At 58.4% G+C, this 20,274-nt stretch carries 25 protein-coding genes and 1 tRNA gene; 14 read left to right on the plus strand and 12 right to left on the minus strand.

What is annotated here, in order from left to right; translation table 11 throughout:
* Window positions 1-51 precede the first annotated feature (51 nt).
* From G502_RS0104290 to G502_RS0104345, 12 genes are all read left to right on the plus strand, one after another.
* A complete protein-coding gene (locus tag G502_RS0104290) occupies window positions 52-294 on the plus strand; it encodes an Lrp/AsnC ligand binding domain-containing protein (protein WP_022727428.1) in 243 nt (80 codons plus the stop codon).
* Window positions 295-405: 111 nt separating this feature from the next.
* Complete coding sequence (locus G502_RS18615) at window positions 406-1,569, plus strand: MFS transporter (protein WP_022727429.1); 1,164 nt, start codon at window positions 406-408, stop codon at window positions 1,567-1,569.
* Window positions 1,566-2,207, plus strand: a complete 642-nt coding sequence (gene upp, locus G502_RS0104300; RefSeq protein WP_022727430.1) for a uracil phosphoribosyltransferase — start codon at window positions 1,566-1,568, stop codon at window positions 2,205-2,207. The genes G502_RS18615 and upp overlap by 4 nt, the downstream gene beginning before the upstream one ends.
* 68 nt (window positions 2,208-2,275) lie before the next feature.
* Window positions 2,276-3,580, plus strand: coding sequence for a solute carrier family 23 protein (locus G502_RS0104305; RefSeq protein ID WP_022727431.1), 1,305 nt, complete (start codon window positions 2,276-2,278; stop codon window positions 3,578-3,580).
* Window positions 3,581-3,690: 110 nt separating this feature from the next.
* Entirely contained in the window at window positions 3,691-4,152 is a 462-nt protein-coding gene (locus tag G502_RS0104310; RefSeq protein ID WP_022727432.1) for an SUF system Fe-S cluster assembly regulator, read from the plus strand.
* Between the two features lie 30 nt (window positions 4,153-4,182).
* Window positions 4,183-5,637, plus strand: a complete 1,455-nt coding sequence (gene sufB / locus G502_RS0104315; RefSeq protein ID WP_022727433.1) for a Fe-S cluster assembly protein SufB — start codon at window positions 4,183-4,185, stop codon at window positions 5,635-5,637.
* Window positions 5,638-5,673: 36 nt separating this feature from the next.
* A complete protein-coding gene (gene sufC / locus G502_RS0104320) occupies window positions 5,674-6,423 on the plus strand; it encodes a Fe-S cluster assembly ATPase SufC (RefSeq protein ID WP_022727434.1) in 750 nt (249 codons plus the stop codon).
* A 19-nt stretch (window positions 6,424-6,442) separates the two neighbouring features.
* Window positions 6,443-7,780 (plus strand): Fe-S cluster assembly protein SufD, encoded by a 1,338-nt coding sequence (sufD, locus tag G502_RS18620; protein WP_022727435.1) that lies wholly within the window; start codon window positions 6,443-6,445, stop codon window positions 7,778-7,780.
* Window positions 7,777-9,048 (plus strand): aminotransferase class V-fold PLP-dependent enzyme, encoded by a 1,272-nt coding sequence (locus tag G502_RS0104330; protein ID WP_022727436.1) that lies wholly within the window; start codon window positions 7,777-7,779, stop codon window positions 9,046-9,048. Before sufD ends, G502_RS0104330 begins: the two co-directional genes overlap by 4 nt.
* Window positions 9,049-9,516 carry a Fe-S cluster assembly sulfur transfer protein SufU gene (gene sufU / locus G502_RS0104335; protein WP_022727437.1) on the plus strand — a complete coding sequence of 156 codons (468 nt, stop codon included), beginning with the start codon at window positions 9,049-9,051 and terminating at the stop codon, window positions 9,514-9,516. It begins immediately after the preceding gene.
* Window positions 9,513-9,989 (plus strand): SUF system Fe-S cluster assembly protein, encoded by a 477-nt coding sequence (locus tag G502_RS0104340; RefSeq protein ID WP_022727438.1) that lies wholly within the window; start codon window positions 9,513-9,515, stop codon window positions 9,987-9,989. Before sufU ends, G502_RS0104340 begins: the two co-directional genes overlap by 4 nt.
* Before the next feature lie 64 nt (window positions 9,990-10,053).
* The gene (locus G502_RS0104345) at window positions 10,054-10,404 is read left to right on the plus strand and encodes a HesB/IscA family protein (protein WP_022727439.1); all 351 of its coding nucleotides are present in this window, start codon (window positions 10,054-10,056) and stop codon (window positions 10,402-10,404) included.
* A 22-nt stretch (window positions 10,405-10,426) separates the two neighbouring features.
* On the opposite strand, the gene G502_RS0104350 is transcribed toward G502_RS0104345, so the two are convergent.
* Window positions 10,427-11,701 (minus strand): MFS transporter, encoded by a 1,275-nt coding sequence (locus G502_RS0104350; protein WP_022727440.1) that lies wholly within the window; start codon window positions 11,699-11,701, stop codon window positions 10,427-10,429.
* Window positions 11,702-11,837: 136 nt separating this feature from the next.
* Here G502_RS0104350 and G502_RS0104355 point away from each other — a divergent pair, with 136 nt between their 5' ends.
* A complete protein-coding gene (locus G502_RS0104355) occupies window positions 11,838-12,278 on the plus strand; it encodes a CoA-binding protein (RefSeq protein ID WP_026989057.1) in 441 nt (146 codons plus the stop codon).
* A gap of 18 nt (window positions 12,279-12,296) precedes the next feature.
* On the opposite strand, the gene cutA is transcribed toward G502_RS0104355, so the two are convergent.
* The 10 genes from cutA to G502_RS0104405 all read right to left on the minus strand — a co-directional run bounded on the left by cutA (window position 12,297) and on the right by G502_RS0104405 (window position 17,828).
* A complete protein-coding gene (cutA, locus tag G502_RS0104360; protein WP_022727441.1) occupies window positions 12,297-12,623 on the minus strand; it encodes a divalent-cation tolerance protein CutA in 327 nt (108 codons plus the stop codon).
* Between the two features lie 26 nt (window positions 12,624-12,649).
* Window positions 12,650-13,108 carry a protein tyrosine phosphatase family protein gene (locus G502_RS0104365; RefSeq protein ID WP_022727442.1) on the minus strand — a complete coding sequence of 153 codons (459 nt, stop codon included), beginning with the start codon at window positions 13,106-13,108 and terminating at the stop codon, window positions 12,650-12,652.
* Between the two features lie 100 nt (window positions 13,109-13,208).
* Window positions 13,209-13,285: transfer RNA gene (locus G502_RS0104370), tRNA-Pro, on the minus strand.
* 119 nt (window positions 13,286-13,404) lie between these two features.
* Window positions 13,405-13,806, minus strand: coding sequence for a MerR family transcriptional regulator (locus G502_RS0104375; RefSeq protein ID WP_022727443.1), 402 nt, complete (start codon window positions 13,804-13,806; stop codon window positions 13,405-13,407).
* Between the two features lie 37 nt (window positions 13,807-13,843).
* Entirely contained in the window at window positions 13,844-14,140 is a 297-nt protein-coding gene (locus G502_RS0104380) for an integration host factor subunit alpha (RefSeq protein WP_022727444.1), read from the minus strand.
* 90 nt (window positions 14,141-14,230) lie between these two features.
* Window positions 14,231-15,205 carry a beta-ketoacyl-ACP synthase III gene (locus G502_RS0104385; RefSeq protein WP_022727445.1) on the minus strand — a complete coding sequence of 325 codons (975 nt, stop codon included), beginning with the start codon at window positions 15,203-15,205 and terminating at the stop codon, window positions 14,231-14,233.
* Window positions 15,205-16,257: a phosphate acyltransferase PlsX gene (gene plsX / locus G502_RS0104390; protein ID WP_022727446.1), complete on the minus strand. Its 1,053-nt coding sequence runs from the start codon at window positions 16,255-16,257 to the stop codon at window positions 15,205-15,207. The genes G502_RS0104385 and plsX overlap by 1 nt, the downstream gene beginning before the upstream one ends.
* Window positions 16,258-16,305: 48 nt before the next feature.
* Window positions 16,306-16,491, minus strand: a complete 186-nt coding sequence (gene rpmF, locus G502_RS0104395) for a 50S ribosomal protein L32 (RefSeq protein ID WP_022727447.1) — start codon at window positions 16,489-16,491, stop codon at window positions 16,306-16,308.
* A gap of 112 nt (window positions 16,492-16,603) precedes the next feature.
* Complete coding sequence (locus G502_RS18625; RefSeq protein ID WP_022727448.1) at window positions 16,604-17,170, minus strand: YceD family protein; 567 nt, start codon at window positions 17,168-17,170, stop codon at window positions 16,604-16,606.
* 94 nt (window positions 17,171-17,264) lie between these two features.
* Window positions 17,265-17,828, minus strand: coding sequence for a ubiquinol-cytochrome C chaperone family protein (locus G502_RS0104405; RefSeq protein ID WP_022727449.1), 564 nt, complete (start codon window positions 17,826-17,828; stop codon window positions 17,265-17,267).
* Window positions 17,829-17,959: 131 nt separating this feature from the next.
* On the opposite strand from G502_RS0104405, the gene G502_RS18630 reads away from it, so the two are divergent.
* Complete coding sequence (locus G502_RS18630; RefSeq protein WP_022727450.1) at window positions 17,960-18,511, plus strand: outer membrane protein assembly factor BamE; 552 nt, start codon at window positions 17,960-17,962, stop codon at window positions 18,509-18,511.
* A 107-nt stretch (window positions 18,512-18,618) separates the two neighbouring features.
* On the opposite strand, the gene ltrA is transcribed toward G502_RS18630, so the two are convergent.
* The gene (ltrA, locus tag G502_RS0104415; RefSeq protein WP_026989061.1) at window positions 18,619-19,986 is read right to left on the minus strand and encodes a group II intron reverse transcriptase/maturase; all 1,368 of its coding nucleotides are present in this window, start codon (window positions 19,984-19,986) and stop codon (window positions 18,619-18,621) included.
* Window positions 19,987-20,274 lie beyond the last annotated feature (288 nt).

Below are 20,274 nucleotides of genomic sequence, written 5' to 3' on the forward strand. Positions count from 1 at the left end.
CCCTAGCCCAAGGCCCTTTTCGAACCGGATTATCTCGGCTAGCTTCGTTGCATGAAAACGATATTCGTCCAGATCAAGTGTGAACTTGGCCAAGCTTACAAGGTTGCCGACGAGCTTGTTCAGGATCTTGAGCAGGTTTCGGAAGTCCACTCGACATCCGGGCAGTATGACCTGATGGTGAAATGCTACCTGGATGACGATACCGACATCGGGCACTTCGTGACCGAATCGATCCAGACCCTGCCCGGAATCAAGGACACCTTTACGCTGATTGCTTTCAAGGCCTTTGGCTGAGCTTTAGGAAAAGGCTGAGCTCCAGCCCACCGAGCCAGGCTCTTTCCAAGTCTCGGCAGAGCCGCAGCAAGTAGCAACTGGCGCTGAAACCTTGTAACAGGGCTGGATCACGTGCGCCTTCACGTAAACTTCAGACTGGCTTTTCCCTACGCTGCCCTTCAGGCCGCCATCTTCTTTACACTTGGTATCTACCTGCCCTTCTGGCCCCTCTGGCTTGAGGGGCGCGGCCTTGGCGCCACCGAAATCGCGACTCTGCTTGCCGCTTCGGCCTGGCTGAGAATCCTGGCAACCCCGGCTTTCGGCCTGGTGGCAGACCGCTGGTCCTACGGCCACTTCCTGCCGCACCTCCTTGCCGCAGGTGCACTCTGCACATTTGGCCTGTTCCACTATCTACATGGATTCTGGGTCCTGCTGCCGGTCCAGGTGCTTGCCATCTGCCTCTTTCACCCTCTCATCCCCCTAAGCGACAGTCGCAGCATGGCGGCGGTGCGCGCGCACGGCCTGGATTACGGCCGCATCAGGCTATGGGGATCGCTCGCCTTCATACTGGCGTCATCGGCCGGCGGCTGGCTGATCGCAGAAAATGCATCGGACATTATACTTCTGCTCATCATGATTGGCCTGGGTCTCTGCCTGGTGACCGCCGGACTTCTGCCTTCCGGCAGAACGGAGCGCCGGAACTTCGAGATAGGTGGCCTGCGCAGTCTCATGGGAAACTGGCAGTTCATGGCATTCCTGGTTGCAGCAGCCCTGCTGCAATCAAGTCACGCCCTCTATTACGGATTCGGCAGCATCTATTGGCGCAGCACAGGATTCGACGAGATTACAATCGGGATATTCTGGGCCATCGGCGTTATCGCCGAGATTGCCTTCTTCGCCTATGGTGCATTCTTCCTGAAGCGCTTCGGAACGAAAGGTTTGCTCCTGCTGGCCGGACTGGCCGGCTGCATACGCTGGTCCCTGACGCCAATCCTGCCTTTTGCCGAGACAACCCTGCTTCTGCAGTGCCTGCACGCCTTGACCTACGCAGCCGCGCACCTTGGCGCGATGCATTTCATCTCGGCGCATACGCCAGTCTCACTTGCCGCCACGGCGCAGACACTCTACGCCGCATTGACCGGTGGCCTGGCCATGGGCGGCATGCTGTTCCTGGCAGGACCGCTCTATGCCGCACTGCACGGACAGGCCTATTTCATAATGAGCCTGTTGAGCCTTGCCGGTGTCATCGTGGTGATTGCCTTGCCGGCTTCAAACGATCATAAAGAGGCCCCATGACAGAAAATGACTTTCCCTCCCTGCATGTGGTCACCCATCCGTTGCTCCAGCACAAGCTGAGCCTGATGCGTGACAAGAACACGCCGACGATCCTCTTCCGCCAGCTTCTGCGCGAAATCTCGCTGCTACTGGGGTACGAAGTCACACGCGATCTTCCGCTGACGCATGAACGAATCGAGACACCGCTTGTCGAGATGGATGCACCGGTTCTGGCCTGTCCGCTGTCCATTGTCTCGATCCTGCGGGCTGGCCTGGGAATGGCCGAGGGGCTGCAGCAGTTGATTCCTTCGGCGCGTGAAGGTCACATCGGGCTTTACCGTGACCCGGAAACCAAGAAACCGCATGAGTACTTCCTGAAATTGCCGGAGAACCCGGGACGCGTGCTGCTGGTCGACCCCATGCTGGCGACAGGCGGCTCGGCCGCCCATGCTGTGGATGTCCTGCTGCGCAACGGAGTGGCCCGTGAAGACCTGCGTCTGGTCACCCTGGTGTGCGCGCCTGAGGGTGTGAAGGTCTTTGCCGACGCGCATCCGGATATACCCATCTATACAGCCGCACTGGACGAGAGGTTGAACGAGAAAGCTTACATCCTGCCTGGGCTGGGCGATGCCGGGGATCGCCTTTTCGGCACACTCTAGGCACTTCAGTTCCACCGGCAGCAACTGCCGAAGGATCAACAGGGGACAACAAGTAAAGGGGGCAAGTCATGTCGGATCAGGAAAGCTGGTCACTCAGCGTATCTCAACGTCCACCGGCCGGGGCCTGGATGCTGCTCAGCCTTCAGCACCTCTTCGCCATGTTCGGGGCAACCGTCCTGGTGCCTCTGCTTACCGGGCTTCCACCAGCCGTCGCCCTGGTTAGCAGTGGACTCGGGACACTTTTGTATCTCGTTGTCACAGGCGGCCGTATCCCAGCTTATCTCGGGTCCTCCTTCGCCTTCATCGCCCCCATCGTGACAGCTGCCAGCATGGCCGGCATTCCAGGGGCCCTGTTCGGCTGCTTCTGTGCCGGCTTGGTCTATCTGGTGGTGTCCCTGGCCATTCGTACATTCGGTGTCGGCTGGCTGATGCGCCTCTTGCCGCCCGTAGTGGTCGGCCCCGTGATCATGGTCATTGGCCTCAGCCTGGCTTCGGTTGCCATCGAAATGGCCGACAACACCGTAGGCGGCGGCGATTACAGCCTGACCACCCTGTTGGTTGCAGCCATAACACTGGCTTCCATCATTGTGTTCACCCTGGTTCTCAAGGGATTTTTCTCTGTCATACCGATTCTGCTGGGCATTGCGGTGGGCTATGTCGTTGCCCTGGCTGTCGGCTTGGTGGATTTTACGCCGGTGCAGGAGGCTTCGTTCCTGCGTGTGCCCGATTTCGAAGGCTTCCTCGGCCTCCTGGCAGCCGAGGGCATTCCCTGGCAGGTGCTGCCTGTCCTGGTTCCGATTGCCATCGTGACCATAGCCGAGCACATCGGCGACCAGGTGGTGCTCAGCCGTATTGTGGGCCGCAATTTCCTGCGCACCCCCGGCCTGCACCGTTCCCTGGCCGGTGATGGCCTTGCCACGATGCTGGCCGCCCTGCTGGGCGGGCCACCCAATACGACCTATGGGGAAAATGTCGGCGTGCTGGCCATTACCCGGGTCTTCAGCGTCTATGTGATTGGCGGTGCAGCTCTGCTGGCTGTCATCCTGGGATTTGTCGGCACCGTAGCCGCCCTTTTATCGTCGATTCCCACAGCCGTCATGGGTGGGGTTTCCATCGCCCTGTTCGGCGTAATTGCATCTTCTGGCCTGAGAACATTGATCGAGGGCAAGGTGGATCTATCCGAAAAACGCAACCTGCTCGTTACCTCTGTCATTCTTGTGATCGGAATTGGTGGTGCGACCCTCCAGTTCGGGGAAACTTTCACTGTCTCCTCAATGGCTCTGGCGGCCATTGTTGGCGTGTTCCTTCATGCAGTCCTGCCTGAACGGCACAAGGGCGGTGAAACGGAAACCATTCTCGGCAGTCACGGCTGAAAAACATGAATCGACACAAACCGGACCAAACTGATCCGGTTTGTGCTTGATTTTTCCGAGCCAATGCGTAAATCAGAAACCAGACTGATTAACTCCGGATTGGAGAGGTCATGTTTCGACTGAACCGCCTGACGGACTATGCCGTCGTGGTCCTGGCCCAGATGGCGCGGAATCGCGAGATGGTACGAACGGCGCCACATATTGCCGAGGAAACCGGCGTACCCGTTCCTACGGTTGCCAAGGTCCTCAACGCCTTGGCACGTGACGGGCTTATCGTATCCCAGAGGGGCGCTACCGGCGGCTACAGGCTCGGACGCGATCCCGAAGAAATCACCGTTGCGGACATCATCGAGGCCCTGGAAGGCCCGATTGCGCTGACCGCGTGCGTGGACGGCCAGGTTGGACACTGCGAATCGGAAGCGCTCTGCCCCATGCGCGGGAACTGGGACAAAGTCAACGGTGCCATTCGCACGGCCCTCAACGGCGTACGCCTCTCGGACATGACATCGGGCCTGTTCGAATGGACCGAGCCAAATGAAGACAAGAAACCGGACATGCGACCGGTCAACTGACTATGGGTTATATGACAGGAGTGATCGACAATGGCAGCCAGCGTCGAGACCGTTGAACAGGTCAAGAACCTGGGCGAAGGCTACAAGCATGGCTTCGTAACCGACATCGAGATGGACACGGCGCCCAAAGGGCTGAACGAAGACATCGTCCGTTTCATCTCAGCCAAGAAAGGCGAACCTGAATGGATGCTGGACTGGCGCCTGCAAGCCTATCGTCATTGGCTGGAAATGCCGGAGCCAAGTTGGGCCAAGGTTAATTTCCCCCCCATCGACTACCAGGATGCATACTACTTCGCGGCGCCCAAGACCGACGACGACAAGCCACAGTCCCTTGACGAGATCGACCCCAAGCTTCTGGAAACCTATGAAAAGCTGGGGATCCCGCTGAAGGAACAGGAGATGCTGGCGGGCGTGGCCGTGGACGCGGTTTTCGACTCCGTTTCCGTGGCCACGACCTTCAAGAAGAAACTTGAGGAAGTTGGCGTTATCTTCTGCTCCATCTCCGAGGCTATCCAGTCGCATCCGGAGTTGGTTCGGAAGTACCTGGGCTCCGTTGTGCCCTATGCGGACAACAAGCACGCCTGCCTGAATTCGGCGGTTTTCACGGACGGCTCCTTTGTGTACATCCCGCCGGGCGTGCGCTGCCCCATGGAGTTGTCCACCTACTTCCGTATCAATGCGGAGAACACCGGACAGTTCGAGCGCACCCTGATCATTGCGGACAAGGGCTCCTACGTCAGCTACCTGGAAGGCTGCACCGCACCGATGCGCGACGAACACCAGTTGCATGCCGCCATCGTCGAGTTGATTGCCCTGGATGACGCGGAAATCAAGTACTCCACAGTCCAGAACTGGTATCCAGGCGACGAGAACGGCGTGGGTGGCATCTACAACTTCGTCACCAAGCGCGGGCTCTGCGAAGGCAAGAATTCCAAGATATCCTGGACCCAGGTGGAAACCGGTTCGGCCATTACCTGGAAGTATCCCAGCTGCATCCTGAAGGGTGACAATTCGGTTGGCGAGTTCTACTCAATTGCCATCACGAACAATTACCAGCAGGCGGATACCGGCACGAAGATGATCCATCTGGGACGCAACACCAGCTCCCGCATCATCTCCAAGGGTATCTCCGCCGGGCATTCGAATCAGACCTATCGCGGCCTGGTGCGCATCGGCGGCAAGGCGGAAAACGCACGCAACTATACTCAGTGCGATTCACTGCTTGTTGGTTCTAAGTGCGGCGCCCACACGGTACCCTATATCGAGAACAAGAACCGTTCGGGCCGCGTGGAGCACGAGGCGACCACCTCGCGCATATCGGAGGACCAGCTGTTCTATTGTCGCCAGCGCGGCATCGGCGAAGAGGACGCCGTCGCTCTGGTCGTCAATGGCTTCTGTCGTGATGTGCTGCAGCAGCTGCCAATGGAATTCGCCGTGGAAGCACAGAAACTGGTCGGTATCAGCCTTGAAGGCTCGGTTGGCTGATCCTGCAAGACCCTCTTTTCAGAATGGTTTGAAGTCATGTTGGAAATCAAGAACCTGCACGTCAACGTAGATGGCACGGAAATTCTCAGCGGCCTGGATCTTTCGATCTCGCCGGGGGAAGTGCATGCCATCATGGGGCCAAACGGCTCTGGCAAGTCCACCCTGTCCTATGTCCTGAGCGGGCGTGAAGGCTATGAAGTCACTGAAGGCGAGGTCCTGTTCCAGGGCCGGAACCTTCTGGATATGGAGCCCGAGGAACGAGCCATTGCCGGCATCTTCCTGGCTTTCCAGTATCCAGTCGAGATTCCGGGTGTTCCCAACACCACCTTCATGAAGGAAGCGCTCAATTCGATCCGCAAGGCGCGCGGCCAGGACGAACTGGACGCCATGCAGTTTCTGAAGCAGCTACGCGCCAAGACGAAGGAACTCGGCATGTCCGAAGAGTTCCTGAAACGCTCGGTCAATGTCGGTTTTTCCGGCGGTGAGAAGAAGCGCAACGAGATGCTTCAGATGGCCATACTGCAGCCCACGCTTGCCATCCTTGACGAGACGGACAGCGGCCTGGATATCGATGCGCTCAAGACGGTGGCAGATGGTGTCAACGCCCTGCGCAGTCCTGAACGCGCGATGCTCGTCATCACCCACTACCAGCGTCTTCTGGACTACATCGTGCCGGACAAGGTGCACGTCCTTGCCCACGGCCGCATTGCCAAGTCGGGTGGTGCGGAGCTCGCCCAGGAACTGGAAGCCAGCGGTTACAGTCAATTCATAGAGTCGGCGGCCTGAAGGGAGGTCGAAGACCATCATGGCAAATGAACCTGCAAGCAATATCGGACTTTTCGAGCAGCACTTCGAAACAGCGGCGCTGAGCGCGGGCGGGCCTTCCTGGCTGAACGGACTGCGCCAGGAAGCGCTGGACAAGGTGCGCGAATTGGGACTTCCCTCCACCCGGAAGGAAGAATGGAAGTTTACCAACCTCCCACGTTCGCTGCGCGAATTGGACCTGCATCATCGTGGCAAGACCACCCCCCGGGTCAATCTGGATCAGGTCCCGTCGCTCCTGCCCGAAGACAAGGTCCGCTACCGTCTGACTTTCGTCAATGGCTGCCTGTCCGATACGCACAGCCGGCTGGATAGTCTGCCCGAAGGCGTGACCCTTGCCCCGCTTTCCCAGGTTCTGGCCGACCGCCCCGACTGGCTGGAAACAGAGTTGGGGCGCGAGCTGCGCCATCCCGAGCAAATACAAAGCGCTATGAACACGGCGCTTTTCGAAGAAGGTATGGTCCTCCACCTGCACGCCGGCGTCCGGCTTGAACATCCCATCGAGTTGCTTTTCCTGGACGGCCTGGAGGATCAGGCCATCGCGCATCATCCGCGCATTCTCGTGGTGCTGGAGCAGGACAGCCAAGCCCAACTGATCGAGCACCACGGCGGCCCGGGAACGAACGCAGGCTTGCTGAATGCTCTCTGGGACGTGCGCCTGGGCGAGAATGCAGAGCTTCTCCAGGTCCGGGTTCTGGAGAACGGTCCGGAAATGCGGCATCTGACCACGGTTCATGCGGAGCTGGACAGTCGGGCACGCTACAAGAGCTACAGCCTGACAACGGGAGCCGCCCTTTCACGGCACGAGCTTCATGTGCATCTGAACGGCGAGGACGCGGAGGCCACACTGAACGGTGCCTATCTGCTGCGCGGCAGCCAGCACGGCGACACTACCAGCGTGATCCACCATCACGTCCCCCGCACCACCAGTCGCGAAACCTACAAGGGCGCACTGGACGACAAGGCTCGTGGCGTTTTCCAGGGGCAGATCATCGTGGACAGGGATGCTCAGCAATCCGATGGCAAGATGCTGAACAAGACCCTACTGCTGTCCGAGAAGGCTGAAATCGACAGCAAGCCGGAGCTGGAAATCTATGCCGATGACGTACAGTGCGCCCACGGTGCAACTTCGGGTGAACTGGACAGCGATGCCTTGTTCTACCTGCGCAGTCGCGGGATTTCGGAGAAGCGTGCCCGCAGCCTGATGGTCGAATCCTTCGTGGCGGAAGCCATCGAGGAACTGGAGGACGACTCCCTTAAGCCGGCACTCCAGCAGCGTCTGCGCAGCTGGCTTGATCAGGCGGAGGAACCGCAGTCATGACAAGCATGATCGAACCTGAACATCGCCCTGCAGGTCACAACCAGCCACCCACCCTGGACGTGGATCGTATCCGCGCGGACTTTCCGATCCTGGAACGCCAGGTCTATGGCCGTCCATTGGTATACTTGGACAATGCGGCCAGTGCCCAGAAGCCGCGTCAAGTAATCCAGGCCATGACCGATGTCATGGAAGGCTGCTACTCCAACGTCCATCGCGGCGTTCACAAACTGAGCCAGGAATCCACCGACCTCTACGAAGGTGCACGCGGACGCATTGCCCAGTTCATCAATGCAGCCTCCTCAGACGAGATCGTTTTCACGCGGGGTGCCACAGAAGCCATCAATCTGGTGGCCAATGGGCTGGGCCAGGGAATGCTCCAACCCGGTGATGAGGTCGTGATCTCTTGGCTGGAGCATCATTCGAACATCGTGCCCTGGCAGCTTCTGCGCGATCGCCTGGGAATCGAGTTGAAGGTCGTACCGATCGACGACCAGGGCAATTTCCTCTACGAGGAGTACTTGGCCCTTCTGGGCCCCAAGACGAAGCTGGTCGCTGTCAGCCATATCTCGAATGCGCTGGGCACGATCACCCCGATCGCGGATATCATCGACGCCGCCCACCAGAAGGACGTTCCAGTTCTGGTGGATGGTTGCCAGGCCGTGCCGCACATGAAAGTGGACGTGCAGGCGCTTGGCGCCGATTTCTACGCCTTCTCGGGCCACAAACTATATGGGCCCACCGGCATTGGCGTACTCTATGGACGCAAGGATCTTTTGAACCGCCTACCGCCTTACCAAGGCGGCGGCGAGATGATTTCGTCGGTGACCTTCGAGCGCAGCACTTTCAAGGCGGCCCCGCATCGCTTCGAGGCAGGCACACCGGCCATAATCGAAGCCATCGGCCTCGGCGCTGCCGTGGATTACATGAATGCTCTGGATTTCCAGGCTATAGCTGCCCACGAGCAAGACCTGCTCGACTATGCGCAAACCCGTCTATCGGAGATCGATGGGCTTTCCATTCTTGGGCAGTCTGATGACAAGGCAGCCATTGTTTCCTTCACCATGGACGGCGCCCACCCTCATGATATCGGGACCATCGTCGACAGGGCTGGCGTCGCCATTCGGGCCGGGCACCACTGTGCCCAGCCGATCATGGATCGCTATGGCGTTGCCGCAACCGTGCGCGCCTCTTTCGGTCTCTACAACACGCGCGAAGAGGTCGACAAGCTGACGGATGCGCTGCACCAGGTTAAGGAGCTTTTCGGCTGAATGTTGGATGAACTGCGCGACCTCTATCAGGAGGTCATACTCGATCATGGAAAGAACCCGCGCAACTTCCGCCACCCGGATGATGCCAATCGTACGGCACACGGGTTCAACCCCATGTGTGGCGACACACTCTTCATCTATCTCAAGGTGGATGACGAGGGCGTGATCCAGGACTGTGCCTTCATGGGCAAGGGCTGTGCGATCTCGACAGCATCCGCCTCGCTGATGACGGAGATCCTGAAGGGCAAGAAGGAAGACGAAGCCCGCGTACTTTTTGAGCGCTTCCACCTGCTCTGCACCGAGGATCCTTCGGCTGACGAAAGCGAGGACAGCGATCAGGACGATATGGAGCGCCTGGAAGTGCTGTCCGGAGTGCGGGAATTTCCCGTGCGGGTGAAGTGCGCCACACTGGCCTGGCACACCATGTCAGCCGCATTGGACGGCCAGCAGGAGGTGACGACAGAATGAGCAATGAAGATCGCAAGCCGGAACGTCCCGTTTTCGACCCGGCCCTGGACATGGAGGGTATGCCGGCTGCCCCGCATTACAATCCCTATCTCTGGGCCGGTGGCATGTCACCGGAGGCAGAGGAAGGCACCACAGCCTATGCCGGCGAGCCCAAGCCCGCGGATGTCCCATTGGCAACCGAGGACCAGCTCGTCGAGGCGCTCCGCGAAGTTTTCGATCCCGAAATCCCGGTCAACATCTATGACCTGGGCCTGATCTACGACTTGAAGATTCAGGAAAATGGAGACGTGAATATCACGATGACGCTGACGGCCCCCGCCTGCCCCGTCGCCGGGCAGATGCCCGGGGAAGTTGCCCAGAAGGCTGCCAGCGTCAAGGGAGCCGGCGAAGTCACCGTGGTCCTGACCTGGGACCCACCCTGGGACAAGGATCGCATGAGCGAAGATGCACGGCTGGCGCTTGGCATCTTTTGAATCACTGACTCTTCTATCAAAGGCCCTGCAACGCTATATTGGTAGGTGACGCTTTGACAGGAGGATGGAGCAAGAACTGATGGGCCCTCTTCTCACACTGACGGATCGCGCTGCTGACCGCGTAAAGAACCTGATCAGCAAGAGTCCCGAGGAAGGCGTCCTGGGACTGCGTGTCGGCGTGAACACGCGTGGCTGTTCCGGTCTCAGTTACTTCGTGGAGTATGCCAGCGAGCAGAAAAAGTTTGAGGATGTCGTCGAGGACAAGGGCGTGAAGATCTTTGTCGACCCGACCTCGACCATGTTCCTGATTGGCAGTGAAATGGATTATGTCGAAGACAAGCTAGAATCGGGCTTCACCTTCACGAATCCAAATGAAAAAGCCCGTTGCGGCTGCGGAGAAAGCTTCAGCGTGTGAATCCTGCCGAAACGTAGGATGATCAACTTCGTGCCGCTGGCAGACGGCGTACCGCAACGGTAAACCAGACCAGACTGGCCAGTTCTATCAGTATCGCGATACCGAAGGTAATGCGATAGGCCGAGGCCGTGTAGCCATCTGCGCCAGTTGGTGTGGTAAGCTCGATCAAGGCTCCCATTGCGTACTGCATCACGAAAGCACTGATGAAGACCATCATGTTTACGGAGGTGTTCACACGACCGGACATTTCCAGGGAAAAGGCCTGAGCCAGCCTGGGATAGACCAGCACCGTCATGTTAGAGGTGAAGCCGAACAGCACCCAGGGCCAGATCTCGCTCGTCACAAGACCTGATACGATCAGGGCCTGAACCGCAATGAAGAGGATGGCGCCAAAGCCCGTTAGCTGATCCAGCGACAATCCCATTCTTTGCAGCCGATCCGCTGCCACTCCGGTAAAGACAAACCCCGCAGTCAACGCCAAGGCCATTGCCATCAGCACAGTTGCCACCCCTGCGCTGTCCAGTCCTCCTACATCGGCAAGCCATGGCCCGGCCCAAAGGCCGTGAATGGAAAAGCCAACTCCCTGGACTGCAATGCAAAGCGGTGCAGCTGCCCAGAAGACCCGGCTGGAGTAGATATCGATCACTCCTTTCCATTGTCTCCTGAAAGATGCACGAGAACGTCCCACTTCCTGTCGTTCCGGAACCACCAGAAATATAAGCGCTGAAACGACAATGGTGGCCACGGCCAGACCAAGGAACAAACCTCGCCAATCCGTGATCGATAACAGGGCTTCCACGGGCCCAGTTGCTGCCACGGCCCCAAGACCGCCTGTGGCCAGAAAGCAGCCGTTCACGAGTGGCCAACGTTCGGAGGGAAACCACAGTGTAATGGCTTTCAGCGATGCCATCAGGCAGCCGGAAACACCCAGCCCGATCAATGCACGGCCAAGCGAGAGTTCAAGTAGGGTTGTGCCGATCGAAAAGACAAAGGCTCCCAGGGCGGCTGCCAGCAACAGGACAGTTTGTACCCGCCGCGGCCCAAAGCGATCCAGCAGCAACCCCAGTGGCATCTGGAAGGCGGCAAATGCCAGAAAATAGAAAGCGGTTAGTAGGCCCAGGTCGGAAGCATCTAGCGGCAGATCCGCGATTATGCGGCCAGAAATGACCGCATTGACTGTGCGGTACAGATAGGAAAGGAAATACCCACCAGCAAAGGGCAGGACCACCATCAGGACGATCTTCCATATGGAATAGCCTGCCGATGGGTTCGGGTTGCTGTCGGCCTGTCTTGTCATTACCTGCTTTCTGAGCCTTTTGGAGCCTGCGCAAGCTAGGGCTAGAGACCGATCAGGGCAAGCAATTGAAGCTCACAAGCAGACCTCAACTATTCCTATGCCTGCGGGCACAACACTCGATCATGGAGAGGACAAGATGGAGCCTGATACCCAGGACACGATGATCCGGGATATTCTGGAGAACACAAAGACAATCGCTATGGTAGGCGCAAGTGCGAAACCGGACCGCCCCTCTCATGGGGTCATGGCCTTTCTGCAGTCGAAGGGATACCGCGTGATTCCGGTCAATCCGACCGTGAAGGGACAGACGATATTGGGCAAGAGGGTTTACGCCTCACTTTCTGAAGTCCCGGAAAACTTCGAGATGGTTGATATCTTCCGCAATTCCGAAGCTGCCGGCGACATCGTCAAGGAAGCCCTCCCCCTCGCAGAGGACAAGGGCCTGAAAACGGTCTGGATGCAATTGGGCGTCAGGAATGACGCAGCGGCGGAACAGGCTGTATCGGCCGGTCTTCGGGTCATCATGAACCGTTTTCCAAAGATCGAATACCCACGCCTGGCCACAGAGTATCGCTGAAGTTTTCGGACGACTGGGTTATGTTTCAGGGTCCTTGGTTTCCTCGACGATCCACTCGAGGAAGTCCTTGTTTCCGCCCTCCAACGGCAAGGCAACGACGCAAGGGCAATCGTAATCGTGATTCCGTTTGATGAAGTCCGTCGCCTCCTCAACAAGCTCCTTGCGTGTCTTGGCAATCATCACGGATTCGCTGTCTTCCTGTATTTGGTCTTCCCAACGGAAAATGGGGATCATGCTCGCAAAGATATTGGCACAGGCAGCCAGACGCGCCTCGACCAGCTTCCGGCCCAAGGCACGAGCCGCCGCTTCATCGGAGAAGGTGATATAGAGAAGTGCACACTGCATTGCGCTTGCCCGTTTGAAACCGGAAATCAGGTGTTCTTGACGTCGCTGTCTTCCCAGGCGCGATAGTGATCAATCAGGGGTGCAGCCGAGGATATGTCCTTGCCCTGCTTTCCGGCCACATCAATGAGCTCCTGAGTCGAACGTTTGTTGTAGCGGGCCTCAGCCAAAGCCCACAGAAGCGTGCTGCGTGCCCCGGATCGGCAGTGAACGAGGACCGGACGAGGCGCCTCTTCCATCGCTTCCCGAAAGCGGGCCACCTTCTCCGGGGTCAAAGTTTCCTGAGTCACCGGAATATAATAATAATCGAGGCCGGCATCCCGTGCGGCACGTTCCGTCGTCTCGTAGGCTGGTTGCCCCGGCTCTTCCTCATTCGGACGATTGTTGATGATCGTTCTGAAGCCGGCTTCAGCCAAATCGGATATATCGGCTTCCGAAATCTGACCCGCCGTATGAATGCCGTTCTCGAGTTCAGTGGTCTGCACCATAGGATTTCCCACCTTCGGTTCTGTTAAGTGCCTGACAAATAATGTCTGGCCTGAAAGCAGACAAGCCCGACAGATGTGTCACCTGTCGGGCTTGTCGAATTGGTCGGAGCGGCGGGATTTGAACCCACGACCCCCAGTCCCCCAGACTGATGCGCTACCAGACTGCGCTACGCTCCGATACGTGCCTTCGCCAACTTGATATGCATATGTCGACGAGGGTCATCAAGGGTCTTCTGTATAGCTAGACAGCCTCTCTGTGACAAGCACAGCGGCCGCTTAAAAAGGAAGTGGAAAGCCTATTTTTCCTTGAGAAGTTGAGACAGTTCCTGGAGCTCGCCAAGAATGTCCCGCAGCGCCTGATCCTTTTCCGGTTTCAAGGCCGGAGCCACCTGCCCGGCTACGCTTGCCCCCGAAGGCGCACCATTTTCCAGCGCCGCGACACCGCCTTCACGCAGAAGCTTCTGGACTCCGCGAATCGTGAATCCTTCCTGGTAGAGAAGATCTCTTATGCCGCGCAAGAGCTCGATATCTTCGGGACGGTAATAGCGACGTCCACCACCCCGCTTCATAGGACGCACCTGGGTAAATTTGGTTTCCCAGAAACGCAGGACATGTTGCGGAACGTTCAGCTCGTCAGAGACTTCACTGATCGTCCGGAATGCTGCTGCCGATTTACCGTCCTGCCGAGCCGAACCCATGGAGAAGCGCCTTCACGTTCCAGGAAAAATTATCGCCTCAACCACCTTTGTTGATTCGGTTTTTCAACACATGCGACGCACGGAACGTCAGCACGCGACGCGGAAGGATGGGAACTTCCTCCCCGGTCTTCGGATTTCGGCCCACACGCTGACCCTTCTGTCGTACGGAAAATGTCCCGAAAGAGGAAATCTTCACCATTTCCCCTTTCACGAGGGTATCCGACATTTCCTGCAAAACCATTTCCACGAGGTCCATGGACTCGTTTCGTGAAAGGCCGACTTCCTGGTAAACCGCTTCACCGAGATCGGCGCGGGTGACCGTACCTTCCGCCATGACTGCCTCCAATCCATACTTTTCAAAAGGTTATCCCAGCGATTTATAGCGGTCAATCACCCTGAATGGCAGCCCTGTGAGAAAAAAGAGTTACCAGCGTAACAAAGCGGAGCCCCAGGTGAAGCCGCCACCCATTGCATCCATCAAAATGAGGTCTCCCTTTTCGATCCGCCCATCTTCCACAGCTTCGCAAAGCGCCAGGGGAATCGAGGCCGCCGAGGTGTTCGCGTGCCGGTCGACAGAGACAACCACCCTTTCGGACGGCAGGCCAAGGCGCTTTGCCATGGAATCAATAATGCGCACATTGGCCTGATGCGGAACCAACCAATCGATATCCGAATCCTTTAGGCCGTTTTTTTCAAGTGCAGCATCAACTGCTTCCGACATCCGGACAACAGCATGGCGGAACACTTCGCGTCCCTGCATGCGCAGATGACCTACGGTCCCCGTGGAGGAAGGTCCTCCGTCCACATACAGGGCATCATGGTGCTGCCCATCCGAATAGATATGGGTGGAGAGAATTCCCGGTTCGTCTGCCTCGCCAGTGGCTGGCCGCGACTGCAACAACAGCGCGCCCGCACCATCGCCAAACAGTACGCATGTGCCACGGTCGCTCCAGTCCAGAATACGGCTGAAAGTCTCCGCTCCAATGACCAGGACGTTCCGAGCCATTCCAGTGCGTATGAAATTGTCAGCAACCGCCAGGGCATAGACAAAGCCGCTGCAAACAGCCTGAACGTCAAAAGCGGCCCCTTGTCGGATTCCAAGGCGATACTGCACCCGTGTTGCCGTGGCCGGAAACGTTTCGTCCGGCGTGGAGGTGGCGCAAACAATCAGGTCGACCTCGGACGCTGGAAGGCCGGCGTAGTCGAGAGCCTTGCACGCAGCCTCCACGGCAAGGTCCGACGTCTTCTCGCCCTCTGCCGCAACGTGCCTCTGGGCAATACCTGTTCTGTCCCGGATCCAGCTATCAGTGGTATCCAGGGTCTTTTCCAGGTCAGCATTGGTGATAATCCGGCTCGGAAGATAAGATCCGCAGCCGATCGCATGTGATCGAAATTGCATCAGATTACAGCCGCCTGTGCCGGTTCACCGGAAGTGGAATGCTCGACGGCCTTGAAGTCACGCCCCATGGTTTCAAGAAAGCCATGACGCGCAAGATCCACGGCCACACCAATGGCATGTGCAAAGCCCAATGCATCGGTTCCGCCATGGCTCTTAACTGTGATCCCGTTCAGGCCCAGGAATACGGCACCATTATAGCGACGCGGATCAACGCGCTTGAGCAATTTGCGCATGGCCGGCCGCGCCAAAAGGTATCCAAGGCTGGCCAACAGGGAGCTCCGGAAGGTGCGCCGCAGGAATTCGGTATAAAGCTTTGCCGTACCTTCAGCCGTCTTCAGGGCAACATTCCCCGTGAAGCCATCCGTGACGACTACGTCCACCGTTCCCTTGGCAATGTCATCGCCTTCGACGAAACCGTGGAAACGGCCAGGCAAGTCCAGGCCGCTCAGTTCCTGCCGGGCTTCGTGAAGGGTGTCGTGTCCCTTGAGCTCTTCGGATCCGACGTTGAGCAGCCCATAGGTCGGTTCCTTTATACCCAGGACGGACCGTGCAAAGGCATTTCCCATGACCGTAAACTGGATGAGGTTGCGCGCATCGCATTGTACATTCGCCCCCAGATCCAGCATCACCGATTCTCCGCGCAGTGTCGGAAAGAATGACGCTATGGCGGGGCGGTCAACTCCCGGCAAGGTCTTGAGCACGAACTTGGCCATGGCCATTAGCGCCCCCGTATTGCCGGCAGATATGGCCGCCTTGGCCGCGCCTTCCTTCACGCTGTCCAGCGCCAGGCGCATGGACGACGATTTGCGATTGCGCAGAGCCACAGAAGGTTTGTCATCGGACGAAACGGCCTCATCCGTATGCACGATACGCGATACAGCCTTCAGCTTCTTCATGCGCTCAAGAAGCGGGCTGATCTCTGACTCGCGGCCAAAGAATATGAAATCGACCTGGGGATAGCGGGTGCGCGCAATATCGGCGCCACGCACAACCATATCCGGAGCATGGTCGCCGCCCATCGCATCCAGTGCCAGCGTCAGACGCTCACTCACAAGCAGATTCCTGAAAGCAACCGCAACAGCAAAGCCGCCGCCGATGCGTCAGTATTCGCTCTTGGGCTCGAGAATCTGACGCCCGCGATACTTGCCTGTTTTCAGGTCTATGTGATGCGGACGACGCATCTCACCGCTTTCCTGGTCCTCTACATAGGCCGGTGCATTCAGGGCGTGGTGAGACCGACGCATATCCCGACGCGACTTGGAGATTTTCTTTTTAGGTACTGCCATGACACTCTCTCGTTTACAAATGCACCCGCTGTTGCGCGGCGTGCCGATTTACATTCCAAGATAGCACTTCGCAACAGGCGCGCCACTAACTAACGCCTGCAACGACTTTACTCTAGAGATTTTTCTTGAGGTCCTTCAATTTACTGAAAGGTGAAGCACTTTCTTCGACCTCTGCCTCAACTTCCGCACTCCCCCACTGGCTTTGTTCCAACTCAACCCCGACCTTTCGCGGATAGGGAGGAAGGCTGACAGCCATCTGCTGAGCCAGAAATTCGCCAAGATCAATCACGTTTCCGTATAGTGGCTCTCTATCCTCCTCCGGATCAAAAGCGAGTTCATCCGCCGAACTACCCTGCGGCACCTCTGGTTCTTCCTCAGAAAGCAGGTCGAAGTCCTGGGAAATCACTTCCTCGATCTCGGCTCCAACCGGCTCCAGGCTCACCACACATTGCTGCACGACACCGGCTTTGATCGTTCCGGACAAATGCAGTGCGCGCCCTGCCCTGACCTTCTTCAGTTTTAGTGTCCCCTGCAGATAATCAAGCGCCAAAAGCTCGAAGCGCTCTGCCAGGGCCCTTCGTTCCTCCGTCTCGGCCGATATTTCCTGAACCACCTCTTTGGCACCGAGTTCGGACAGCTTGAAAGGCCTCGAGAATTCGGTTTCCGGAATCTGCTTCATGGGTCAACCGGGATCACAGTGGAGATAACCTCAAGATGCGAGGTTCTACCCTTTTCAAAGGAAGTCGAGAACCTATGCAAACTGCCCTTACAGGTCAATCTTTGTCTCTGGCCGCATCAAGTTCAGAAAACTTGATCTGCCCAGACAGTATATTTGGTGTTTCCTGCTCTGCAAAAAAAGCGTCCACTCGATAAAGATATTCCGCCATCGCCATCACGGTTTCCTGCCCGGGTTCGCTTTCACGAGTTGCATAGAGATTGCGCAGCAGGGCGGCCCCCAGTTCCTGAGACTCATTACCTGCGTCCAATGCCGCCTCATAGGCCTTGACCCGTCCGTAGAACGCTTCTCCCACACGCCTGAGCCGCGGACCGACTGACAGGTCACCAATTCCGCTTTCACGCAGGCTCTGATCCATATCGTAAACGAAGAAATCGAACAGGTTCTGGGAAAGCTCGCGAGCTTCTTCGTTCTCTTCGCATTTCAATCGCCTTATGACCAAGCCCAAATGAATGAGCAACAGTTCGAAGCGTCCTTCCGTACTGTCCGGCACGGCATAATCCGTGTAGAATTCCGGCTGACGTGACTGCAGCATGATGGATTCGTATAGTGCCCTGGCGGCACTTTCTCTGGGATCACCGGAAAACAGACGACGAAACAAGGAATATCCCTCACAGCTGGCAGTACAGGATGAAGATACTTGAAATGCCCGCTTATCCGGCGTTAATCAAGCACAGGCGATGTCGGGCCATGCCGGCAGGATGATTGGGATCCATGAACATGATGGCTAGAATGACCCTTCTCTCCACGACTGGAAAAGTCGGAAAGCGCACGCTCCTGTCTCTGACCGTGGCGGGCGTATTGATGGCTGGTGCCTGTTCACCACGCATCGATGTGCACGGCAACCTGCCGGAGGAGGATACCATTTCCGAAATCCGTCCGGGGGAAAGCAGCCGTACACAAGTGGTGAATCTGTTGGGCACGCCCTCGACGATGTCGACCTTCCAGGACGACGTCTGGTATTATATTGGACAGCGCAACGAGCAGCTTGCCTTCTTCAGGCCAGAAGCCCTGGAGCGCAAGGTGCTGAAGGTCCAGTTCGGAACCAACGATATCGTCTCCGACAAACAGCTCTACACCTTGGCCGAAGGCCAGGAAATCGAGTTGGTGGAGCGTGAAACACCGACCGAAGGCCAGGATATCACCATTCTGCAGCAATTGCTGGGCAACATCGGACGTTTCAATGCCGGCCAGGGAGAAAGCGGGCGTGGGAACACCGGCCCCACCACCGGCACGCCGGGCGCACCTGGCGGCAGTGGCGGCGGCAGCGGCGGAATCTTCTGAACTCAAGACCGCTACAGAAATCGGCATAGGGGGCGGCCCTGATGGACCGCACCCCTGCCACACCACCCGGCAAGCGGGTCCGCACCGGGCGGTTCGAGGATTTGAGGTTAGGCGAGACGGGGGATGCCGAGAGCATTCATCCATTTGAGTGTGAGGACGGCGTTCAGTGCCTTGCCGCTGTTGTGCCACCATCGGCGGCTGTTGGCCGCGACCTTCTGCGCCACCTCGGGCTTGGTCCCCATGGCGCGCAAGGCCTTGTAGATGGTTTTACCACGTTTCCAATGCTTGAGCTGAATTGCACGCACCCGGTGACGCATCCATTCCTCCAGGGCCTTGAAGACCCCGGGGGTCTGCGCCAAGCGGAAGTAAGCCTTCCAGCCCAGGACATAGGCACGCAGACGCGCGGCTACCTCCGGCATGCTGCGCCCGCCGGCGCGGCGGGTTAGCTGCCGGATGCGACGTTTGAACGCCTTGAGCGCCTTGTCGGCCATCCTGCGCTTGACCACACCGCCCGGGCCCACCCAGAAGCTGTAGCCCAGGAACTTGCGGCCAAACACACTGGCAACCGCGCTCTTCTCTTCGTTGACCCTCAAACGCAGCTTTCCGTAAAGCTGTCGCAGGAACGCCAGAACCCGCAGACCGGCCTTGCGGCTGCGCACATAGACATTGCAGTCGTCCGCGTAGCGCACGAACGCATGTCCCCGGCGTTCCAGCGCCTTGTCCACCTCGTCGAGCAGCAGGTTGGCCAGAAACGGCGAGAGCGGCCCGCCCTGGGGCGTGCCCATCACCCGTTCGCAGGCCACACCCTGGTCCATGATCCCGCTGTTCAGGTGGGCCCGAACCAGGCGGACCACCCGCCGGTCCGCAATCCGTTTCCCGAGACGGTCGATCAGGACGTCGTGGTTGACCCGGTCAAAGAACCGGTCCAGATCCACATCCACCACGATCCGCCGACCCGCCTGCACGTGGGACTGCGCCTCGAGGACAGTCCCCTGTGCGCTGCGGCCCGGACGAAAGCCGTGGCTGTGCTCGCTGAAAGTGGGATCAAGCAGCGGCTGCAGGACCTGCAGCAGCGCTTGCTGGATCAAGCGATCCGTCACCGTCGGGATGCCCAGTTCGCGCACACCGCCGTCCGGTTTCGGGATCGTCACCCTGCGTACCGGCTGTGGCCGGTACGTTCCTGCCAGAACCCGGGCACGGATGGCTGGCCAGGCCGTGCGCAGATGGGCGGCAGTCGCCTCGACGGACAGGCCATCCACCCCGGCCACGCCCTTGTTGGCCTTGACCCGCTTCCAGGCCCTTTGCAGGTTCTCGCGCTCCAGAACCGCCTCCAGCAGTCCCGGCCCTGTGTCCTCCAGGGCATGGCGCGGGAGACAGGCTTCGTCGCTGCCCGGCTGGGACGCAGCTTCACCGCGCCCGCTCCCGGACCGCCCCGCCTCGGCGGGCATCTGACGCCGTGCCTGGCTCATCGCCATGTCGTCGAACACTCCTCCTCGTTCGGTCCTTCACCGCCTGCCCGGCAGCTACTATGACCTCTGCTGACGTCTCGCTCCGGCTCGACACCGTCACCCTTTCAGGCACAAGGCGAGACCTCCCCGGGTAAGAACGCACTCCTTCACCGCACCGCCGCCGAATTTACGCCACCTCCCCTTGGTCACTGGAGCTTCGCGGTTTACGGCCCGCTCGCCCCGGTCGGCAGCGCCTCATATCCGGTTCTTGTCCATCGGCTCACGGTTTATGCTCCACGCTGCCTCCCCACGCTC

The organism is Fodinicurvata sediminis DSM 21159, from assembly GCF_000420625.1.
GTDB lineage: Bacteria > Pseudomonadota > Alphaproteobacteria > Kiloniellales > DSM-21159 > Fodinicurvata > Fodinicurvata sediminis.